18 protein-coding genes are annotated in these 18,290 nt (G+C 39.8%); 9 read left to right on the forward strand and 9 right to left on the reverse strand.

All coding sequences use genetic code 11. From position 1 onward, the window contains the following. Positions 1-482: 482 nt before the first annotated feature. The gene (locus H6G96_RS28370) at positions 483-1,871 is read left to right on the forward strand and encodes a SpoIIE family protein phosphatase (protein WP_190915780.1); all 1,389 of its coding nucleotides are present in this window, start codon (positions 483-485) and stop codon (positions 1,869-1,871) included. A gap of 548 nt (positions 1,872-2,419) precedes the next feature. On the opposite strand, the gene H6G96_RS28375 is transcribed toward H6G96_RS28370, so the two are convergent. Beyond that, a complete protein-coding gene (locus H6G96_RS28375; protein ID WP_190915782.1) occupies positions 2,420-3,703 on the reverse strand; it encodes an ankyrin repeat domain-containing protein in 1,284 nt (427 codons plus the stop codon). A 295-nt stretch (positions 3,704-3,998) separates the two neighbouring features. Here H6G96_RS28375 and H6G96_RS28380 point away from each other — a divergent pair, with 295 nt between their 5' ends. Next, on the forward strand, positions 3,999-4,469 hold the full coding sequence (locus H6G96_RS28380; RefSeq protein WP_190915785.1) for a DUF4079 domain-containing protein: 471 nt from the start codon (positions 3,999-4,001) through the stop codon (positions 4,467-4,469). Positions 4,470-4,533: 64 nt separating this feature from the next. On the opposite strand, the gene H6G96_RS28385 is transcribed toward H6G96_RS28380, so the two are convergent. Next, complete coding sequence (locus tag H6G96_RS28385; protein WP_190915787.1) at positions 4,534-5,208, reverse strand: DUF1997 domain-containing protein; 675 nt, start codon at positions 5,206-5,208, stop codon at positions 4,534-4,536. A gap of 178 nt (positions 5,209-5,386) precedes the next feature. Here H6G96_RS28385 and H6G96_RS28390 point away from each other — a divergent pair, with 178 nt between their 5' ends. After that, positions 5,387-6,046, forward strand: a complete 660-nt coding sequence (locus H6G96_RS28390; RefSeq protein ID WP_190915789.1) for an NAD(P)H-binding protein — start codon at positions 5,387-5,389, stop codon at positions 6,044-6,046. A 239-nt stretch (positions 6,047-6,285) separates the two neighbouring features. Continuing rightward, the gene (locus H6G96_RS28395) at positions 6,286-6,945 is read left to right on the forward strand and encodes a glycoside hydrolase family protein (protein WP_347242286.1); all 660 of its coding nucleotides are present in this window, start codon (positions 6,286-6,288) and stop codon (positions 6,943-6,945) included. Positions 6,946-6,952: 7 nt separating this feature from the next. Here the strand turns inward: H6G96_RS28395 and menH are convergent, their stop codons facing one another. The 6 genes from menH to metG all read right to left on the reverse strand — a co-directional run bounded on the left by menH (position 6,953) and on the right by metG (position 13,501). After that, on the reverse strand, positions 6,953-7,774 hold the full coding sequence (gene menH / locus H6G96_RS28400) for a 2-succinyl-6-hydroxy-2,4-cyclohexadiene-1-carboxylate synthase (protein ID WP_190915791.1): 822 nt from the start codon (positions 7,772-7,774) through the stop codon (positions 6,953-6,955). A 97-nt stretch (positions 7,775-7,871) separates the two neighbouring features. Then, the gene (locus H6G96_RS28405) at positions 7,872-9,092 is read right to left on the reverse strand and encodes a type II CAAX endopeptidase family protein (RefSeq protein ID WP_190915793.1); all 1,221 of its coding nucleotides are present in this window, start codon (positions 9,090-9,092) and stop codon (positions 7,872-7,874) included. Positions 9,093-9,314: 222 nt separating this feature from the next. Then, on the reverse strand, positions 9,315-9,716 hold the full coding sequence (locus H6G96_RS28410; RefSeq protein WP_190915802.1) for a metal-sensing transcriptional repressor: 402 nt from the start codon (positions 9,714-9,716) through the stop codon (positions 9,315-9,317). Between the two features lie 174 nt (positions 9,717-9,890). After that, entirely contained in the window at positions 9,891-11,099 is a 1,209-nt protein-coding gene (lptC, locus tag H6G96_RS28415) for an LPS export ABC transporter periplasmic protein LptC (protein ID WP_190915804.1), read from the reverse strand. Further along, positions 11,099-11,728: an NYN domain-containing protein gene (locus H6G96_RS28420; protein ID WP_041565095.1), complete on the reverse strand. Its 630-nt coding sequence runs from the start codon at positions 11,726-11,728 to the stop codon at positions 11,099-11,101. Before H6G96_RS28420 ends, lptC begins: the two co-directional genes overlap by 1 nt. 168 nt (positions 11,729-11,896) lie before the next feature. Next, complete coding sequence (metG, locus tag H6G96_RS28425; protein WP_190915806.1) at positions 11,897-13,501, reverse strand: methionine--tRNA ligase; 1,605 nt, start codon at positions 13,499-13,501, stop codon at positions 11,897-11,899. A 370-nt stretch (positions 13,502-13,871) separates the two neighbouring features. Between metG and H6G96_RS28430 the strand changes: the two genes are divergently transcribed. From H6G96_RS28430 to H6G96_RS28450, 5 genes are all read left to right on the forward strand, one after another. Then, complete coding sequence (locus H6G96_RS28430) at positions 13,872-14,597, forward strand: 1-acyl-sn-glycerol-3-phosphate acyltransferase (protein WP_190915809.1); 726 nt, start codon at positions 13,872-13,874, stop codon at positions 14,595-14,597. 210 nt (positions 14,598-14,807) lie between these two features. Then, entirely contained in the window at positions 14,808-15,635 is an 828-nt protein-coding gene (locus tag H6G96_RS28435) for an alpha/beta hydrolase (RefSeq protein WP_190915811.1), read from the forward strand. A gap of 50 nt (positions 15,636-15,685) precedes the next feature. Next, the gene (locus H6G96_RS28440; RefSeq protein ID WP_190915813.1) at positions 15,686-15,877 is read left to right on the forward strand and encodes a hypothetical protein; all 192 of its coding nucleotides are present in this window, start codon (positions 15,686-15,688) and stop codon (positions 15,875-15,877) included. A gap of 42 nt (positions 15,878-15,919) precedes the next feature. Beyond that, positions 15,920-16,294, forward strand: a complete 375-nt coding sequence (locus tag H6G96_RS28445; protein WP_190915816.1) for a type II toxin-antitoxin system PemK/MazF family toxin — start codon at positions 15,920-15,922, stop codon at positions 16,292-16,294. Between the two features lie 93 nt (positions 16,295-16,387). After that, positions 16,388-17,554, forward strand: a complete 1,167-nt coding sequence (locus H6G96_RS28450; protein ID WP_190915818.1) for an EcsC family protein — start codon at positions 16,388-16,390, stop codon at positions 17,552-17,554. Between the two features lie 197 nt (positions 17,555-17,751). On the opposite strand, the gene H6G96_RS28455 is transcribed toward H6G96_RS28450, so the two are convergent. Continuing rightward, positions 17,752-18,234: a cupin domain-containing protein gene (locus H6G96_RS28455; protein WP_190915820.1), complete on the reverse strand. Its 483-nt coding sequence runs from the start codon at positions 18,232-18,234 to the stop codon at positions 17,752-17,754. Positions 18,235-18,290: the final 56 nt, after the last annotated feature.

Raw genomic sequence — 18,290 nt, forward strand, 5'->3', positions numbered from 1 at the left:
TTATTTACATATTCTCAGGTATGGAAATTCACTTTAAGTCTGTTTTTACGAGACTCAAGCTCGATTTGAGTGGTTATAGAGGTTTTCACTCAAAAAACTTTCAGTCTTCTAGTTGCCTCTGCCCAAACGGCTACTCTGAAAGCGTGATGAATTATTCTTTTAATAAAGTATTTTTATGACTATAGAGATATGCTTTGAGAATTAAGTTATGAAAAAATGAAAATCTTTCTTAACTATCACCGAAATTAGTAATTAACTAGTAATTTTTACGGGTTGGCTCTTGACTAAAAATACATGGTTTGAAATTAGTAAATATTCCATCAAAAATACAATAAGCCAATAAAATACTGATAAAAGTTGCCTGTTACGTCTTTATACTCTTGCTAAAGTGACAAGTCTTGTCTAAATATGGTTTAGCAATGCCAAAACCAAAAGATTTATAAGTAATCTAAAATCTGCCAATATAAAGTGCAATAATACCTGTGCCTGTGTCTCAACTGCCCTCTCAACCCACTGACAACAATAGTAGTGCCGCGACAGATGTCACACCAGTCGTAGCACTTAAAGAACTCGTGGCAAGGTTGCACCGGGAACAAAACAAAATTCAAGATTTGCTAAGTTCTTTAGGATTTGCCCTGAGAAGTTTCAATAATTTGAATCAGTTTTTGGAGCTGATCCCTCTAATGGCAACAAGAGTGACAGATGCAGACGGTAGCGCCCTGTTTCTCTACAAAAATGGTCAAGTCAGGTTAGAGCAGTTACATTGGCAAGATAGTGGCCAGCGCAAGAATATCCGCAAAGCGCTAGAAATAGCTAGCAGTCAAATCCCAGTTGTATCCAATACTGCCCCTCTAGCCAATACCACCGGGATTTTGGATGACCAGATGCATCGCTATCTGGGGACAGATGTACAAATCTTTGGTACAGCGATTCTGGTAAAGCATACAGAACGGGGATGGCTCTATGTCTTAAGCCGTGATCCAGAATATAGTTGGACAGAAACCAGGCAAAAGTTAGTTAGGTTAGTAGCAGACCAAACAGCCGTAGCGATCGAAAACGATGAACTAGCTGTAGAACTAAGAAAAAAAGAACGCCTAGACCAAGAACTAGAAATTGGTGCAGAAATTCAACGGCGACTTCTGCCACGTCAATGTCCCACAATCCCTGGTGTAGTTTTAGCGGCACGCTGTAAACCTGCCAATCGCGTCGGCGGAGACTACTACGACTTTATTGCTACCAATCATAATAAGATTCAATCCAAGGCCAAAGACGGTACAGAAACCGGTCGCTGGGGTTTGGTTATTGGAGATGTCATGGGCAAGGGTGTCCCCGCAGGACTGATTATGACGATGATGCGGGGAATGCTACGCGGTGAAGTGCTACATGGTAATTCCCCAGCCGGAATTCTGCAAAACTTAAATAGAGTTATGTATGCGGATTTGGAAAATTCTCACCGTTTTATAACGCTATTTTACTCAGAATATAATCCCCACAACCGAATTTTGTCTTATAGCAATGCGGCACACAATCCTCCCTTGTGGTGGCACGCAGCTACGAAAACTGTCAGCCGTTTAGATACTCTAGGAATGTTAATCGGTTTGGATGCTAACAGCCAATACGAAGATGCCCAGGCACAGTTAGAACCTGGGGATACAATTATTTATTATACAGATGGCTTGACCGATGCCGCCGCCGCTAGTGGCGATCGCTTCGATGAAGATAATTTTGTCACTGGCTTCAATACGGCTTGCAAGTACTGCAATGGGCCACAAGAGATTGTAGATTATCTATTTGACCAAGTTGAGCAATTCATCGGTGCTGATAAGCAAAACACTGATGATATGACGCTAGTTGTTCTACAAATTTTATAGTTATTAGCCATTTTTGCTTGGTCAAGTCATGATTAAACCGATGGTGACTGAGAATTCACCATACTAAATTTAATTTTTTCTTTATTTTTTCTTTGACTTGCCGTAGCGATCGCCCAAATGGTCGCACATCAACCTTTTTTGAGATTCGTTTATATTCAGCCTTTAGGAGGATACATAAAAAATGATCCTTACAATACTTTTCTCTTAAAGTAAAAACTATATATTTTGCACATCTAGCACAGTAGGAAACGCCGAGGGAGAGACTAGGTAAAAGGTACAAGGTAAAAAGTAAAAGGTAAATTTACTTCTTCATTTTTGCTTTCTTTCTATCCTTGTGGCGCAAGCATTTCGCCTGCTCTCCCTTAGCGTTTTAATTTTTCTTTTCTCCGCCGTAGTAAGTTCACAACAGCTACGACGGAGTTTTGCTTTCTTTATCTCTTACGCCTAGACTTGGCTTTTTAGATCTCCTTGGTATTTAAGTAAATAACCTTCATTTAATGATTTGTCAAGATATTTCTGAAAATATTTTAGTTAAAGAATTCAAATAACTATTCTTGCGCCCCAGCTTTTTGTAGACTCCGCACCACATTCTTATAACCATTGAATTCTGCAATCATCAAAGCAGTATAACCACCCCGGTTTTTCAAATTCATATCTGCCCCAGCTTGTAATAATACCTGTACAATTTCGCTGTAACCTGCTGAGGCAGCCCACATTAATGCTGTTGCCCTTGCTGAGTCTTGAAAATTCACATCTGCCCCCTTTGCCAGCAGCAAATGTATTATCTCTGTGTGCTTGCGTTCGGTTGCCTTGCTCAAAGCAGTTTTGCCATCATCGCCCGGAGTGTTGGCATCAGCACCATAGTCTAGCAGCACTTTCACTGTTTGGGTGTGCCCCTGTGATGCAGCCAGCGTCAAAGGTACTTCGCCAAGGTTTTTCTCAGTAATATCTGCCCCAGAACGCAGCAGTGCCTCAACGATATGGCTGTGCCCCTGCAATGCTGCTACAAGCAGTGGCGTATCACCCAGGTGGTTCCTAATTTGGACATTTGCACCCTTATTAAGTAACACTTGCACGACATCAATGTAGCCTTCTACAACGGCAAGGTGTAGGGCAGTTTCACCATCTTGGTCTTGGAGATTAATTTCAGCACCTCGATCTAGTAAAGCTGCTGCGATCGCACTATGTCCAGTAGCAGCTGCTGCCGATAGGGCAGTTCCACCATCAGCGTTTTTCACATTCACATCAGCCCCTGCTGCTAGCAGTGCTTCTACAACCTCCAAATGTCCCAAATCTGCCGCTAATGTTAAGAGTGTCTCACCCTCCTGATCTCGAATATCGACATCGACGCCAGTTTGGAGAATTGCTTGTAAAACTTCTATTTTTCCGTGCTTAACGGCAAGTTTCAACGCAGTATCATCATCTTGGTCTGCGATATTCACCTTTGCACCAGCAGCCAATAAGGCTCGCACTATATCGACATGGCCTTTGAGTACAGCTGCCATTAAAGCTGTGCTGCCATCTTCATTAGTGGCATTTACATCAGCACCTTTAGATAGTAAAAGCTGTACAATGTCAAGCTGTTTGGCACTAGCCGCCAACATTAAAGCCGTCAAACCATAGAGTTTTCTGGGCAAGTTGATATTTGCCCCAGCATCTAATAGCGATCGCACAATTTCGGTGTAGCCTAAATTGGCAGCAAACATTAATGCTGTCGTGCCTTGGCGATCACACGCGTCCACACTCGCACCAGCAGCTAGTAGGGCACACAGATGCTTGATATCCCCGTTTTTAGCCGCTTTTAGCAGCAAAGTATCATTGTTTTCAGTCATGGATGAGATCCCCCACAGGGGTTTTGTTCGTCTACCCTCAAAATTTAGTCTGAGATTGTTTATCCACTTTGGCAAGAGGGTTATACAATTCAAAATTCAAAATTTTAATTTAAAATTTAATAAATTCAGTCTTGGCAACCATTCTGGCTATTGACTTGATGCAAATTAAACTGAGGGAGGCTTCACTCTTCTGTTTTCTCGTCTTTCTCAGCCTCTTTTAGCTTGTGCAACTTTAAGCACAGGAAATAGAGTTATGCTAATTTTTATGAAGATTTAATGATTGGGCGAGAACACTATGAGTCTGGAACTTTCTGCATCGGTGAAATATTGGCTGAACTTCTTTCATCCGGTGCTCATGTGGGCGCTATTAGTACTCTCAATTTATGCTGCTTACTTGGGGCTGCAACTACAGCGTACCAGAAATGCTCAGGGGGAAGAAAAGAAAGAACTGGTTAAAGGTAGATATAACGTTAGACACTACCAAATTGGATCTATACTCCTAGCTTTGATGGTGGTAGGTGCGATCGGAGGAATGGGTGTCACTTACATCAATAATGGCAAGTTATTTGTCGGGCCTCACCTGCTAGCAGGACTAGGCATGACGGGTCTGATTGCATTTTCTGCTGCTTTGTCGCCTTATATGCAAAAAGGGGCAAATTGGGCGCGTGCAACTCACATTTTGCTAAATTTCACGCTTTTGGGACTTTTTGCTTGGCAGGCTGTTACTGGCGTGCAAATTGTCCAAAGAATTCTCACTAAAGCTTAGTCATTTGTCATTTGTCATTTGTCATTTGTCATTAATTTTTGACAAATGACAAAGAACTGTTGGCTCACCGTTTTTGCTTAGAATTAGCAGGAAATGGTATTTCCAAAGATTTATGAAAATCTTCTTGAACTTTGCGAGTTAAGCGGCGGGAGACTTGACGGACAATTTGGTTAAGTAAGCGATCGCCTGTAGATTGAATTATAGATTTGGGTAATCGCTGAATAAACTTAGGAAAGTGCAAATCAACTATTAAATCCAATTCCCATTCAACTCTTGTAACCTCACCAATGCTAGTAGAAGTATTGTTTTCTATTAACTGTAGAGATGCCCGATAGTCTACGTCATAACCAGGCGGTTGGTAATCAGGAATAGGGATTGTACGGATGCGGTAAATACCCTCATCCGGGGGCAACAATTCCAAACCAATTTTTGGTTCTACATCATAACCAAAAGCACCAAAACGACCAATTACTAAAGCGTAGCCATTTTCCCCAAGTAATTGCACCTTCATGGGTTCAGCGCAACGGGAAAACCATGAGGCGTGATTATTAAGATACTCAGCAACCTTCTCTGCTGGGGCAGGCATTTCCATAAAATCTTGATAACGACCATAAAATTTTGTGACCGTCGCTACATTTGCTTCTATTAATGTGTCCTCGGCTGCTTCTTGGCTGGAGGCTACAGGTAAAACTGCTTCTGTTATTTCCCAGGATTTATATTCGCTTTGTCTTGAAAGCATAAATGCATTAATGTATACTTTGGCGTTCGTCTATATCAATAATTCCCCACGTGCCTGGGTGATTTCGCACTCATATCTCATTTTTACCGAAACCTCATTAATCTGCCATCAGCTCCATAGAATTACTAAAATAAAGAACTGAACAAGCACACAATAGTTTCCCAGGATAGCATTTCTCATGAAAGCATTTGTAGCAGGGGCAACGGGTGAAACAGGTCGCCGGATTGTGCAAGAGTTGATAGCGCGGAATATTCCCGTCAGAGCCTTGGTGAGGGATATAGAAAAAGCTAGGGGTATTCTATCTCCTGAAGCCGAATTAGTAGTAGGTGACGTGTTACAACCACAAAGTTTAAATGCTGCGTTGGGAGATAGCACAGTTTTGTTGGTTGCCACTGGTGCAAAACCTAGCTTTGACCCCACTGGCCCCTATAAAGTAGATTTTGAAGGGACTAAGAATCTAGTAGAAGCTGCTAGGGCAAAGGGAATTGAGCATTTTGTCTTAGTTTCTTCTTTGTGTACTTCGCAGTTATTCCATCCACTGAACTTGTTTTGGCTGATTTTAGTGTGGAAAAAACAAGCTGAAGAGTATATCCAGAAAAGTGGTCTTACCTATACGATTGTGCGACCTGGTGGGTTGAAAAATGAAGATAATACCGACGCGATCGTGATGCAGAGTGCTGATACACTGTTTGACGGTAGCATCCCCAGGCAAAAAGTCGCCCAAGTTGCTGTTGAGGCGCTGTTTGAAGGAGATGCACGCAATAAAATTGTCGAAATTGTTGCCAAACCTGAAGCTACTTCCAAAACTTTTGGTGAGTTATTTGCTAACGTCGCGTAATCAACCAGTGGGGAGTTAGGGTTAAAACTCTTTTGCTTGGATACAACACGGGCTTTGGGCACAGCAATGCTGTGCCCCTACGAACAGGCGGTCTGTATTAGAGTGAACTTTGCCAGAATGAGTTCGTCGATGATTTTTGTGAGCAAAAAGAGCGAATTTGAAGGAGTCGGACTCTGAAAGGCTTTAAATTCAAAGGTGTTGAAAAACTTATTGGGCCAATAGCCGCGCTTCTTGGCTTTGTGTATTTGTTTCAATGGTATATTGGAGACTTGCGATCGCCTTCTGATCCCATCTTTGCAGTTAAACAGCCGCCTTTGGTAATGAAAAAGGGCGACCCCTATATCCGCGCTTTAATGCGAACCATCTCGGCGAGTGAAGCCAGTGGTAATCGTCCCTATTCGCTGTTATATGGTGGACAGCAAGTCAACGACCTTAGTCGGCATCCTGAGATATGCGTCACAATTGTTACAGGGCCAAATACAGGTAATTGTTCTACGGCTGCTGGCAGATATCAAATTATCAATATTACTTGGTATCGTTTAGCCCCCCTTTATCACCCAAATCCAATGCAAATGATGTTTTGGACTGCTTATAGTTTTGAAGCAGAATATCAAGATGTAGTTGTTTACCGTTGGCTAAATGATTCTAAAGTTTGGGGAACAGATATTTCTCAACTGTTGCGTCAGGGAAAGTTAAATGATGTTTTGCGGCGACTCTCTCCCACCTGGACAAGTCTAGGATATGGTATAGAAACTAATTCTGTTAGTAGCTCTTTACCTAAGATTTATCAGAAAATGTTGCAAGAGGAATTAACCGCAGTTAAGCAACTAAAAACCCCAAATTCGACACCATCCCCAACTCCTTCTAGCAATGCAGTAAAGAAGTTGCCAAAGCAGTGAAGCTATCCTAATTTTTAACTTGCTGCATAGAAAAATTTTTAATATTTTCCACAAATGCCAAGGTATTTTCAAAGTGGATATTATGTCCAGCATTATTAATTATTTTTAGTTGAGCAAATTTACAGATTTGAGCCATTTCTGTATTAATAGATATAAATTTTTCATCATATTCACCGACTAGTAAGAGCACAGGGATTTTATTTTCTTGTAGCTTTTTCCACAAAGAAGGTTGGCATCCAGTTCCCATGAAGCGTAATGATTTATCTAATTCTTGTGGATTATTTTGCAACCGACTTTCTATCATGCGATCGTATTCTGGATGATTTTTTATAGAGCCAAAAATCGACTGATTGTACCAATTTGAAAGAAAAGCAGCAAAATCAGTTTGAATAATACTTCTGCTTAATTTTTTAGCTATTTGAGCATCACGTCTAACTCGTTCTAATCGTTCTGCTTCTGTTGCTAAACCTGGGGAAGCTGATTCTAATACAACTTTAATAAAACGTTCTGGAAAATGTAGAGTTAGATATAAAGCCAATCTTCCGCCCATTGAATAACCAATTAAGTAGCATTTATCTATTTTTAATTCATCTAATAAATTGATGATGGCTTGAGCAGTGGGTTGTATTGTATAGTATTCATCACTTCCTAAAACTTGGGTTTTGCCATGCCCGGGTAAATCAAGGGTGAAATAAGAAAAGTCTTCAGTTAGTATTTTTATAGCTTCATCGAATTCATTAATGTTTCCCATGAAGCCATGTAATAAAAGAATTAGAGGTTTGTTTATATTAATATTTAAATAATAGTTAAATTTATATTTTAAAGTCATTTTTAAAAGAGATATTTAAAGTCTCAGTTGATATTATTTTTCATTACTAGTAGAGCAAAGCAGAATGTTCTCAGATATTGAGAAGACAAAAGGAGAGTTAATTAGTTTCAGAGATTTTAGCAACGTTGGCATAATAAGGAATAATGGCATTATTTTTAGGAAAACTTTTATAAATAAAATAGATAATAAAAGGAATAGATATAGCTATCAGAAAAACTCGTTGACTTAATAAGGGTTGTATTGAAGCTTGATAATCTTGTATCGAGACAAATACACTTCTTTTGCTTTCTGATGTGCTGAAATAGTATATGATATTTAAGATTGCAACAGTAGTATTATAGAAAAAGTGAAATAGTATTGATGTTATTAAAGATCGGGTTTTAAAATATAAAATTGATAAGATAATACTTGTGAGAAACAAAGGGATAATATCAAATCGAAAATGAATAATTGCAAATAGTAAAGATGAAGTTAAGATTCCTGCTTTTACTCCCCATTTTATTGCCCATTTTTGCAAAATTATTCCTCGAAAAATGAATTCTTCTATTAGAGGAGCTAAGATCATAACTGAAAAGCTCCAGAGGATCATTTCGGAAATATTAGTAAAGGATTTTTCATTAATATAACTTTCTACATATTTTGGTAAAATGAATGATAAATTGTATAATACCAGGGTATTAAAGCCACGTTTAAACGCATATGCTACAGCAAAAATAGCTACAATTAATTTTAAATTAACATGATTTTCATGCCCAATAATTTTATGAAAATCTAACCCTAACTTTTGAGACTTTTTTAATAAAATAAATCCCCATAATACGTAACAAATTATAATTAACAGGCTAAGGATCGTTGGATTTTTGCTCACCTCAGAAAAATTCAAATTATTTAATAGACAAAATATTGCCAATATCAACCCAAACATAACTGGCAAGGCAATTATCCAATATAAAAATAACTCTGGAATATTAATTTTATCAAAGGGTTCATTTACCGAGCTTTCATCCTGTAAAGAAACTGCATTTCTCTTAGAGGGAATAAGTAATAAAACTGCCAATCCAAGCAAACTTAATAACCCTACCCATCCCAAATTAGACGAATACCCTTTACTTTCAATATATAAACGACATCCTTTAATAAAAAATCCATACCCTACTAAGACAAACCCTAAAGTTAAAAAAGATATTAATACACCATAAATAGAAAATAAAGTATTTAAATATTCCTTTGATAATCCCAAGGTAATCAATGGAACAAATTTTAAAGCTAGCCCCAGCAAAATTTGATTGATAGCTTTTTCTTTCTTCTTAATTTCCATACATTATGCTCAAACAATAACTACGCGATGCTTGCCGCCGTAAGAATCGCCTTTTCGATCCTTGGCAAGATAGGTAATGCCAAAACGTCCCCTTTCTAATATACGTAAGAGACTTGTGTTCATTGTGGCACAAATAACCCTTTGCAAGAGGTCTAATACACCAAATCTCGCATCTCTACAAAATGTCTTGTGGTGTTAGTTAATTTTTTATTTTTCTAATTCTTAAGGTAAAAATCGATCTAAAGCAGCTTTTAACTGTTTAATTTCAACGTCAATATTACCCTCTTGTGCAGCTCTAGCAATACAGTCAGTTAAATGTTCATCCAAAACAATCCGCGCTACCTTGTCTAATGCGCCTCGCACTGCTGCAATTTGCAGTAAAACATCGGGACAAGGGCTATTTTGCTGCACCATTGTTTTAATACCACGAACATGACCTTCTATCCGCGATAGTCGATTGGCAATTCGCCGTAATGACTCTTCGCTATGGACGTGAGGATGAGCCTGTTCTCCAGTTTCATGAGTATTATCTCTATAGTGGTGGTCTGTATCGTGATGGTGGGAATGCTCTGCTTGCTGAGATGTTGGCAAGGATTCCTTAGCTAATTGGTTTGATCCGTTCATGGGTTATCAAAAGACTTGTAGTACTAAAATCCTAGCCTAGTGCGTTGCAGGGAGTGGGGAATGGGTAGAGGACTTGAGGACAAGGTGAAAGACTTGTCCCTAATTCTCACTCAAGTCACTTTGTCCCCCCTATTCCCTACTCCCTACTCCCTACTCCCTACTCCCCTAATTCTACTACTGACGATTGGCTCTTTCTTGAGGAATAATTTCTGTTACTACCCTACCGCTAGAACTGCCGCCTTTGACAACAATATTTTCTGTTTGTAGATTACCAACGGCTGTTTCACCTGTAAAATTTAACCGTGGGTCAACTTGTTGATAAACTACATTTCCTTGAGCTTCAACTAACTTGTTGTCTAAATACCAAGTTAATGTATTAGATTTCAAAGACTGACGACGCTGACCAATGGCGTTGACGTTACCTGTTAAATAAACCGTTTTTTGCGGTATTTTCATTTCACCTTGATTGGCGGTCACGGTAAGATTCTCGGCACGTTGGAACATCCGCACGGGGGAATTTGTAGTAACAGTTTCTGCCTTCATGTTCCAGGTCATCGAGTTACTAATTATTTGCACTGGCGGGTCTAGTAATTCTAATTGAGCATTCTGTTTAATAGTGGCAATTTTCGTTTTTAAGTTGACTTCGGCAGAATTTCCTTTGCCGCGATCGCTAATTTTATTATCTTTGTAACGGTCAATTTCTAAAGGGCGATTGCCAATCAGTTTTTCTTCTTTAATATTCCAAATCAAATGCTCGGTTCTTACTTGTAATTGGGGATCAGAGGAATTGGCTACTACCCCTCCAGAAAATTCTATACGCTGTTCGCGGGTTTTAACTCGCGCTTCTTGCGCTACAGCTTGTAGTTGTTTATGATTACCGTTAATTTGGTTGCGGACAATCAACAAATCATCTTGGGGTCGCCATTCTAATTCATTACCTTGCAATATAATTCCATTACTGGGATCTGTAGCAAATATCCTACCTTTCAGAAACAACTGCTTCCCATCTTGTTCAATATCTGCGACATCTGCCTTGATTTGGTAAACTACTTTGCCATCTTGGTATAGTTCACCATAAGGACTTTCAGCCTGACCAATTTGTTTTTCTTTGGTGTATTTTGCCTTTTTAGCTTGGACTTTCCAAATTGGTCGTCCCACTTCATCTGCTTGTTCTAATGTGACATCAAAGAAAGTTAAATTGCTATCTTCGTTAGATGAAGCCGTAGAATTTTCTTGAGAAGCTAGGGGAGATTTATCGCTGCAAGCAACTAAATTAAATATCAATAAAAAAATCAAAGGTAAAAAAAGGAAGGGAGGAGTGGGGGAGTAATTTTTAATTTTTCTTTCCCCCTGTCTCCCCCTTTTATGAAATTGATAAGCCATTATTCTTGGATTTCTAGGTGTCCATCACTAGTTCTTGGATCTTCCAAAAAACCGATCCCAGATAATGGTCGGTATGGATAGCTTTGGCGAGGGGTTTTTTGAATATCTTCTTTGATGGCTTCTAAATCAATGTAGCGATCGCTTACATTAATTAAGCTATCGCTAGTCATCGAACGCAAGCTCACTACTTCTACCCGCACGCCGCGATAGCTGACTGAATTTACCGCATATGCCAAATCCCCATCACCGCTGACTAAAACTGCGGTATCATAAGAATCTACTAGCGCCATCATGTCTACTGCTATTTCTACATCCAGGTTAGCTTTTTTAGAGCCATCTGGTAGCTGGACTAAATCTTTAGCAATGACTCGATAGCCATTGCGACGCATCCACAGCAAAAACCCTTGTTGTTTCTCGTTTGTCCGGTCTACACCAGTATAGAAAAAAGACCGCAGTAGTCTAGAACCACCAGTTAATCTACATAACAACTTCGTGTAATCGATTTCAATCCCTAGTTGCAACGCAGCGTAAAATAGATTTGAGCCATCAATAAATATAGCCACCCGACCCCGATTCTCCAAAACTTGTTCTGGCGTAAATATTGAATCGGTTTCAAAATTATTCAACATCATTGTGATACCTCAATTTTTATCCCTGTTATTTTTGATACAAATTACCAACTTTTAGATGCTAGTCACAGCGGCTTATGATAATGTTCCGGGACTAAATTAAGTTCAGCCCCGATAAATTTTTACTAGAGAAATAAGAAATTGAACAAAATCAGATTTTGATAAGGACTACTCGTTTTTTGGGGGTTCTATTCGCTTAAAAATCGGTTGGGGTGTACCCAACTGTTGTTTACTAGATAGTATCCCCCATGTTGCATGGGTGGTAAAAGGAGCGCTAACTGAAATTTGTATTTGATCGTTAAAGTTTATCCCAAAGCCCAGCTGCTGATAAATATCGCTACTGATGTTAGGAATAATTGGGGATAGCAGATAAGCTGCTAGTCTAACCGATTCTAGAACTGCGTAGAGAACTTTTTCCACCGACTCCTGCTGTCCCTGTTTATATAATGACCAAGGAGCTTGTTCATCAATAAACTTATTACTGGCTTGCACCAGTGAAAGGATCGCCTCACAGGCTTGACTGAAAGCTAACTCTTCATAGGCTTGTTTTACCTGTTCTCCTAGACGTAAACCATTTGTTTTCAAAGGATTTTCATCAGGAATTGCTTCATTGCCCATTGAAGGTACACTATTGTCAACGCAGTATTTCTTCACCATGTTCAAGGTGCGATTGAGCAAATTACCTAAATCATTTGCTAAATCTGCATTCAGAACGTTAATGAACCTAACTTCATTAAAATCTCCATCCTTGCCAAATTCGATTTCCTTAAGGAAGTAATAACGAACGGCATCACTACCATAGCGCTGAACTAACGCCACAGGATCAAGGGTGTTACCCAGACTTTTGCCCATCTTTTGACCATCTTTGGTCAAAAAGCCATGCCCAAATACTCGTTCTGGCAAGGGTAAGCCAGCCGACAATAGCATTGCTGGCCAGTAAACTGCATGGAAGCGTAGAATATCCTTACCAATTAGGTGCAGGTTGATTGGCCACCATGTTTCTAAGGCATTTGCTAAAGTCGGTTCTGCATCTGGTTCTAGTAATGCCGTTACATAAGCTAACAGCGCGTCAAACCAGACATAAAGGGTGTGCTTGGGATCAACTGGTACAGGAAAGCCCCAATCTAAATTTACCCGCGAAATTGAAAAGTCTTGCAGCCCTTGATTTACAAAACTGAGGACTTCGTTGCGCCGACTTTCTGGTTGAATAAAATCCGGTCTAAATTGATAAAATTCTGTCAGCTTAGTTTGATATTTGGATAAGCGGAAAAAATAGTTTTGCTCGTCTCGCCATTCGACTTCTTTGTTAGTATGAATTGGGCAACGGTGTCCTTCTAGTAGGTCACGTTCTTCTTTAAATTCTTCGCAGGATACGCAATACCAGCCTTTTTGTTGTCCCTGGTAGATATCACCAGATTTCCATACTCGCTCAAAGAATTCTTTAACGATCGCTTCATGACGAGCAGCAGTAGTCCGGCTAAAGCGATCATATTGAATGTCGAGTAACTGCCACAAATTAATGAAGCTAGGCACAATTTCATCACAAAATTCTTGTGGCGCTTTGCCTAAACTTTCTGCCGATCGCTGAATTTTTTGCCCGTGTTCATCTGTACCTGTAATCAGTAATACCCGATGCCCTAGGAGTCTTTGAAATCGAGCTACTACATCTGCTGCGATCGTCGTATAAGCACTGCCTATATGAGGGACATCATTTACATAATACAGTGGTGTTGTTAGTGCAAATGTCAATTCTTTTTTTTTCACTGGATTCATGCAAAATAAAAATTAGCTTATAAAATCTTTTACTTCTATTGGAAAAACCACGCAATTATACAATAATATTTTTATTTTTTCCAATGATACCTTAATATTAGCAAATTTTTCCGGTCAAAAATTGTTTTGTAATATGCATCAATTCAACTCATTTTTACCTACAATAAAGAAATTAACTAATGATAATTTTTTTGAATACTTTCTATTAGAAAATATTGTGATCAAAAATACATAATCTAGGATGGTGAAAATTTAGCTGTTTTTGTAGATTAGACATTTCTATCTTAAGACGGTCATGGCAGTCGTAAAGAAATGTAAAAATTAAATTAAGATAAACTGCCACCTTTAACGGAAGATATATTGATTAGGTATGAGTCGAAATAGCCCCCTGGAGATTTCTCGCGCTTTGGTGGCGGCACTCTCAACGCAAATGTTTCGTTATTACGAGGATCGCATTCCCCAAGATGCCAGCGTCTTGGTAGTTAGTAATCACCGCAGCTTTATGGATGCGCTGATTTTAATGGCGGCGTTATCAAGTCCGATTCGCTTTGCTTGTCATCACTACATGGGACAAGTGCCAGTAATGCGGGAAATTGTCACCGGACAATTGGGGTGTTTTCCTTTAGAGAAAACTCAAAACCGCCAGCAAAGCTTTTTTTCGCAGTCGCAGGTGCTATTGCAGTCTCGGCAGATGGTGGGAGTATTTCCAGAAGGGACTCAACCAATGGTGAAATTTACTCAGCCAAACCATGTGGGTGACTTTCAGAGGGGTTTTGCCCATTTAGCATTGCGGGCTGATGTGCAGGATTTAGCTATTTTACCGATCGCGATCGCCTCCTTAGAAGAAGTAAACACTTCTGGTTTCCCCTTAAGGCTTTTGAGTCTATTTGACCCTTCAGAACCTTTATTTAACCAAAGTGGTTGGCATCCTCTGGTAATTTATCGTCGGGTTGCAGTGTTAATCGGTCGCCCTTATTGGATTACGCCCCAACATCAAAAACAATATCATGGCAAACAAGCCAGAACTGTTGTGGCTGAACTGACAGAACACTGTCATGGTGAAATTAGCAACTTACTGCGTCAAGGTTGCTATTAGAGCCATTCGATTTTGGGAATGCTACGCGTAGCTTGCTTCCACTAAGTGGTACGGCTTTGCTCAGTCGAACAATTTTGGATTTTCCCCATAAGTTTCAGTAGCTTGTAAGACTTTTTTTGTTTTTGCTCAAAAGTACCGAAGCTCCTAAAAGCAACAATCAGTAATCCAAAAGTTTTATACCATTGACTAATGACTAATGACTAATGACCAATGACTATCTCAGAAGTTGAGCTAAAGCCTTGTTTCCTAACTCCTAAACGAGTAAAGCCAGAGTATCCACTGTTGGTATATTTGCCAGGAATGGATGGAACAGGTCAACTATTGCGATCGCAAACCGTAGGATTAGAAACTGGCTTTGATGTCCGTTGTTTGGCGATCCCACGCAAAGACCTTAACACTTGGGATGTACTAGCTAAGAGTGTAGTGGACTTGATCCACGCCGAGTTAGAAAAAAGCTCTCAGAGGTCAGTTTACCTGTGTGGCGAGTCGTTTGGTGGTTGTTTGGCAATGAAAGTGGCGATCCAAACGCCGCATTTATTCAAGCGAATTATCTTAATTAACCCAGCATCCGCCTTTCGTCTTCGCCCTTGGTTGAATTGGGCATCCCAACTTACTTACTTGGTGCCATCAGAGTTGTATGATGTTGGCGCACTGGGATTATTGCCGTTTTTAGCATCTTTGCAACGCATTTCTCGGAGCGATCGCCATGAACTGCTAAAAACTATGCGTTCTGTCCCTTCAGAAACCGTTCTTTGGCGGTTGTCTTTACTGCGAGAGTTTGAAGTTGATCAAGAACAGTTAAGTCGCTTGACTCAACCAGTTTTATTGATTGCCGGTGGTAGCGATCACCTTTTGCCTTCTGTAACTGAAGTGAAGCGGATAGGTAATATCTTACCAAATGCCAAAATTTTGGTGCTGCCCGATTGCGGACACGCTTGCTTGCTAGAGGAAGATATTAATCTCTATGAAATTCTTAAGGTTAACGACTTCTTAGAAAGTAATGCTGATATAGGTAGGGGGCTAGAAGTGAGAGGGTAGGGTGAGGCGCAATCGCATCAGAAATTAATTAAACAAACTCAAAACCTACTATGACCAAAACAACTGTCAAACTGCAAATTCCTTTTGAATCACTTCTAGATGCCATTGCCAACCTTCCTTTAGAAGGAAAACATCAACTGTGGCAATTATTAAATGACGAAATTAATCAAAGCGAAGGAAATTTCCTTCCAGAAGACTCTTATGATTGGGGTCCCAAGGACAGCCAAAAGGCAAGCCACTAGAATATATCCCTGGAGTTGGGCTAAAAGTTGTTGGTGGCAAGAATGCTCCAACCTGATTTGCTTGAATGTGGCGACGTAATTATAGTAAGTTTGCCTACTAGTACTCCTAGAGGACGTGAACAGCAAGGAAGACCTGCTGTAGTGGTCGGTATACCTTGGGGAGAAGTCCGCTATCCAATGCTAATGATTGCACCTTTAACTACCCAGAGTGGTTCTTGGGCGTTCAATAATCCCAGCTTATATCCGCGTTTGTTAGCTGGTGCTGGTGGTTTGCCTCTGTCTTCCATTGTCTTACTAGATCAAATGCGGGGATTAGATATAAATCGAGTTTTGGCGTATTTGGGAACACTCACCCCTGAGCAATATGTTCCTATTGTTGATGGATTAAGACAGTTATTCAAAGAAGAAAATAGTTAATCTGAAACTGATATTTACGTTTATAGAGGGATGTAGAGCCGCTCATAATTTCGCTACAACCAAAAGAGAGGCTTTACAAGATGGTGTCAAGTAATGGCAGACAAACCCCAAAAAATCGAGGTGAATAAACCAGTTAATTCACCGAGAGAAACTTCAAAAAGAAAAATTCAGGCTCAATCATCAGCAGAAAATGAACCGTCTGCATTAGAGTCTTTTTTTACAAGTGTTGCTCAGACTGGCAAAGCAGTTTTAGACACAGCAGTAGGAGTGGGAGAAGCGACAGCGAAAGAAACACACAAGTTAATTGAGCAAACAACTCAAACCAGTGGTCAGGTTGTGAATCGCCTCAGCGAAAATTGGCTGATTAGAAGACTATCTGGAGTATTAAATTTAAATTGGCTAATTGGTAGTACTGACGCCGTTGATTTAGAAAAAGCAGAAGTTGCGGTAAAAAAGCTTAAGCAACAGTATGCAAATGAATCACCTAGCCAGATTGCTCACCGAATCATGGTGGAAAAAGCGACTCAAGCAGGGACAGTTGGACTAGCAACAAGTGTTTTGCCAGGAATAGCAGTTGCATTGTTGGCAATTGATTTAACAGCCACAACCAAATTGCAGTCAGAAATGCTTTATCAGATTGCATCTGTCTACGGTCTAGATTTAAAAGATCCTGCGCGTAAAGGTGAAGTTTTAGCAATTTTTGGTCTAGCCTTGGGTGGAGGCCGTCTTTTGAAAGCTGGGGGATTAGGCTTGCTGCGAAATATACCTTTGGCGGGTGCAGCGATCGCAGCTAGTTCAAATGCAACGATGATCTATTCATTGGGGTATGCTGCTTGTCGATTTTACGAAGCCAAGCTAGATGAATCAACTTCACTCACATCCTCAGAGACACTGGCAACATTAAAAGCAGAGAGTGAAAAGTATTTAGAAACTGCGATCGCTCAAGAAGCCGTTATGGATCAAATTTTAGTTCATATGATACTGGCTAGCCATCCAGAGAAGACTTGGGATGAAATTCTGCCAGAATTAAAAACTCTAAACCTTAATCCTAACTCGTTAGATGCCATTGCCCAAAATATCAAATCACCTAAGTCTTTGGATATACTGCTAAATCAGCTAAATCGTGATTTTGCCATACCCTTGCTAGCTCAGTGTTACAAAATTGCCCAGCTTGACAATAAAATTACACCAGTTGAGCAAGAAATAGTAGAGGCGATCGCCAGCAAATTTGATATTGATACAAATAGAATTGGGGCATAGAGCATAGAGCAGAAGAGGTAAAGAAGTGGAGTTCTGAGGTGGATTAATGAGTATCAAAGACTCGTTAATGAGTGCTATTTACACTAATTAGCTAAATATCTGCTTAATTCAGCAGAACAATTTTTACATTACTCAAGTGCGTGAGATAGTGAGGTACGGGTAGTCGAAGTTTCGATTGAGGAAATGCATTCTACCTGTTATGCCTTCTTACCTGCTACTGGTTCAGCTATATTTTCCATATCAACCAGATTCCACTTTAAGCCTTTGCTCCTATATATACGCTTTTGCAAATTTGGATAGTCACCGATATCATAGTCTAGCCTTTGACCAACTACTATACATTTGAATATAGAACTACCCGTGTTTTTCAGCTTGTGCGGCTTACCACCAGCGCGATATCCAATAAAATCTCCTGCTTTAACTGGATAAACGCTTTCTCCAATTGTTGCCTCAGCTTCTCCCTCAAGAACGTATACGCACTCTTCTTCGTGATAGTGCATATGAAGCTCCGTTGATTCACGTCCAGGCTCTACTTCAATAATGTGAAAACCGATATTTTTTAAACCTGTCAAATCTCCTAAAGACTTATTCAGTCTGCAAGCATTGGAGTTGAGAAAATGTGTTTTTTCTAGTCCTTCATAAGACTGAATCTCTTCTTTGGTGACTAAATACTTTTCCATTTCTTGATACCAAAGTGCTAAGAAAATTTGATGGTGAACAAGCGAGGGTCCTAAAG

The sequence above is a fragment of the Nostoc sp. FACHB-892 genome, assembly GCF_014698795.1.
GTDB lineage: Bacteria > Cyanobacteriota > Cyanobacteriia > Cyanobacteriales > Nostocaceae > Nostoc.

Excerpts from the sequence above, each read along its gene's own strand:
- menH (WP_190915791.1), bottom strand. The coding sequence starts at position 7,774 with ATGACTTTAAAATATAAATTTAACTATTATTTAAATATTAATATAAAC.
- H6G96_RS28430 (WP_190915809.1), top strand. The coding sequence starts at position 13,872 with ATGAGTCGAAATAGCCCCCTGGAGATTTCTCGCGCTTTGGTGGCGGCA.
- H6G96_RS28375 (WP_190915782.1), bottom strand. The coding sequence starts at position 3,703 with ATGACTGAAAACAATGATACTTTGCTGCTAAAAGCGGCTAAAAACGGG.
- H6G96_RS28380 (WP_190915785.1), top strand. The coding sequence starts at position 3,999 with ATGAGTCTGGAACTTTCTGCATCGGTGAAATATTGGCTGAACTTCTTT.
- H6G96_RS28440 (WP_190915813.1), top strand. The coding sequence starts at position 15,686 with ATGACCAAAACAACTGTCAAACTGCAAATTCCTTTTGAATCACTTCTA.
- H6G96_RS28455 (WP_190915820.1), bottom strand. The coding sequence starts at position 18,234 with ATGGAAAAGTATTTAGTCACCAAAGAAGAGATTCAGTCTTATGAAGGA.
- H6G96_RS28385 (WP_190915787.1), bottom strand. The coding sequence starts at position 5,208 with ATGCTTTCAAGACAAAGCGAATATAAATCCTGGGAAATAACAGAAGCA.
- metG (WP_190915806.1), bottom strand. The coding sequence starts at position 13,501 with ATGAATCCAGTGAAAAAAAAAGAATTGACATTTGCACTAACAACACCA.
- H6G96_RS28435 (WP_190915811.1), top strand. The coding sequence starts at position 14,808 with ATGACTATCTCAGAAGTTGAGCTAAAGCCTTGTTTCCTAACTCCTAAA.
- H6G96_RS28420 (WP_041565095.1), bottom strand. The coding sequence starts at position 11,728 with ATGTTGAATAATTTTGAAACCGATTCAATATTTACGCCAGAACAAGTT.
- H6G96_RS28390 (WP_190915789.1), top strand. The coding sequence starts at position 5,387 with ATGAAAGCATTTGTAGCAGGGGCAACGGGTGAAACAGGTCGCCGGATT.
- H6G96_RS28445 (WP_190915816.1), top strand. The coding sequence starts at position 15,920 with ATGCTCCAACCTGATTTGCTTGAATGTGGCGACGTAATTATAGTAAGT.
- H6G96_RS28450 (WP_190915818.1), top strand. The coding sequence starts at position 16,388 with ATGGCAGACAAACCCCAAAAAATCGAGGTGAATAAACCAGTTAATTCA.
- lptC (WP_190915804.1), bottom strand. The coding sequence starts at position 11,099 with ATGGCTTATCAATTTCATAAAAGGGGGAGACAGGGGGAAAGAAAAATT.
- H6G96_RS28410 (WP_190915802.1), bottom strand. The coding sequence starts at position 9,716 with ATGAACGGATCAAACCAATTAGCTAAGGAATCCTTGCCAACATCTCAG.
- H6G96_RS28405 (WP_190915793.1), bottom strand. The coding sequence starts at position 9,092 with ATGGAAATTAAGAAGAAAGAAAAAGCTATCAATCAAATTTTGCTGGGG.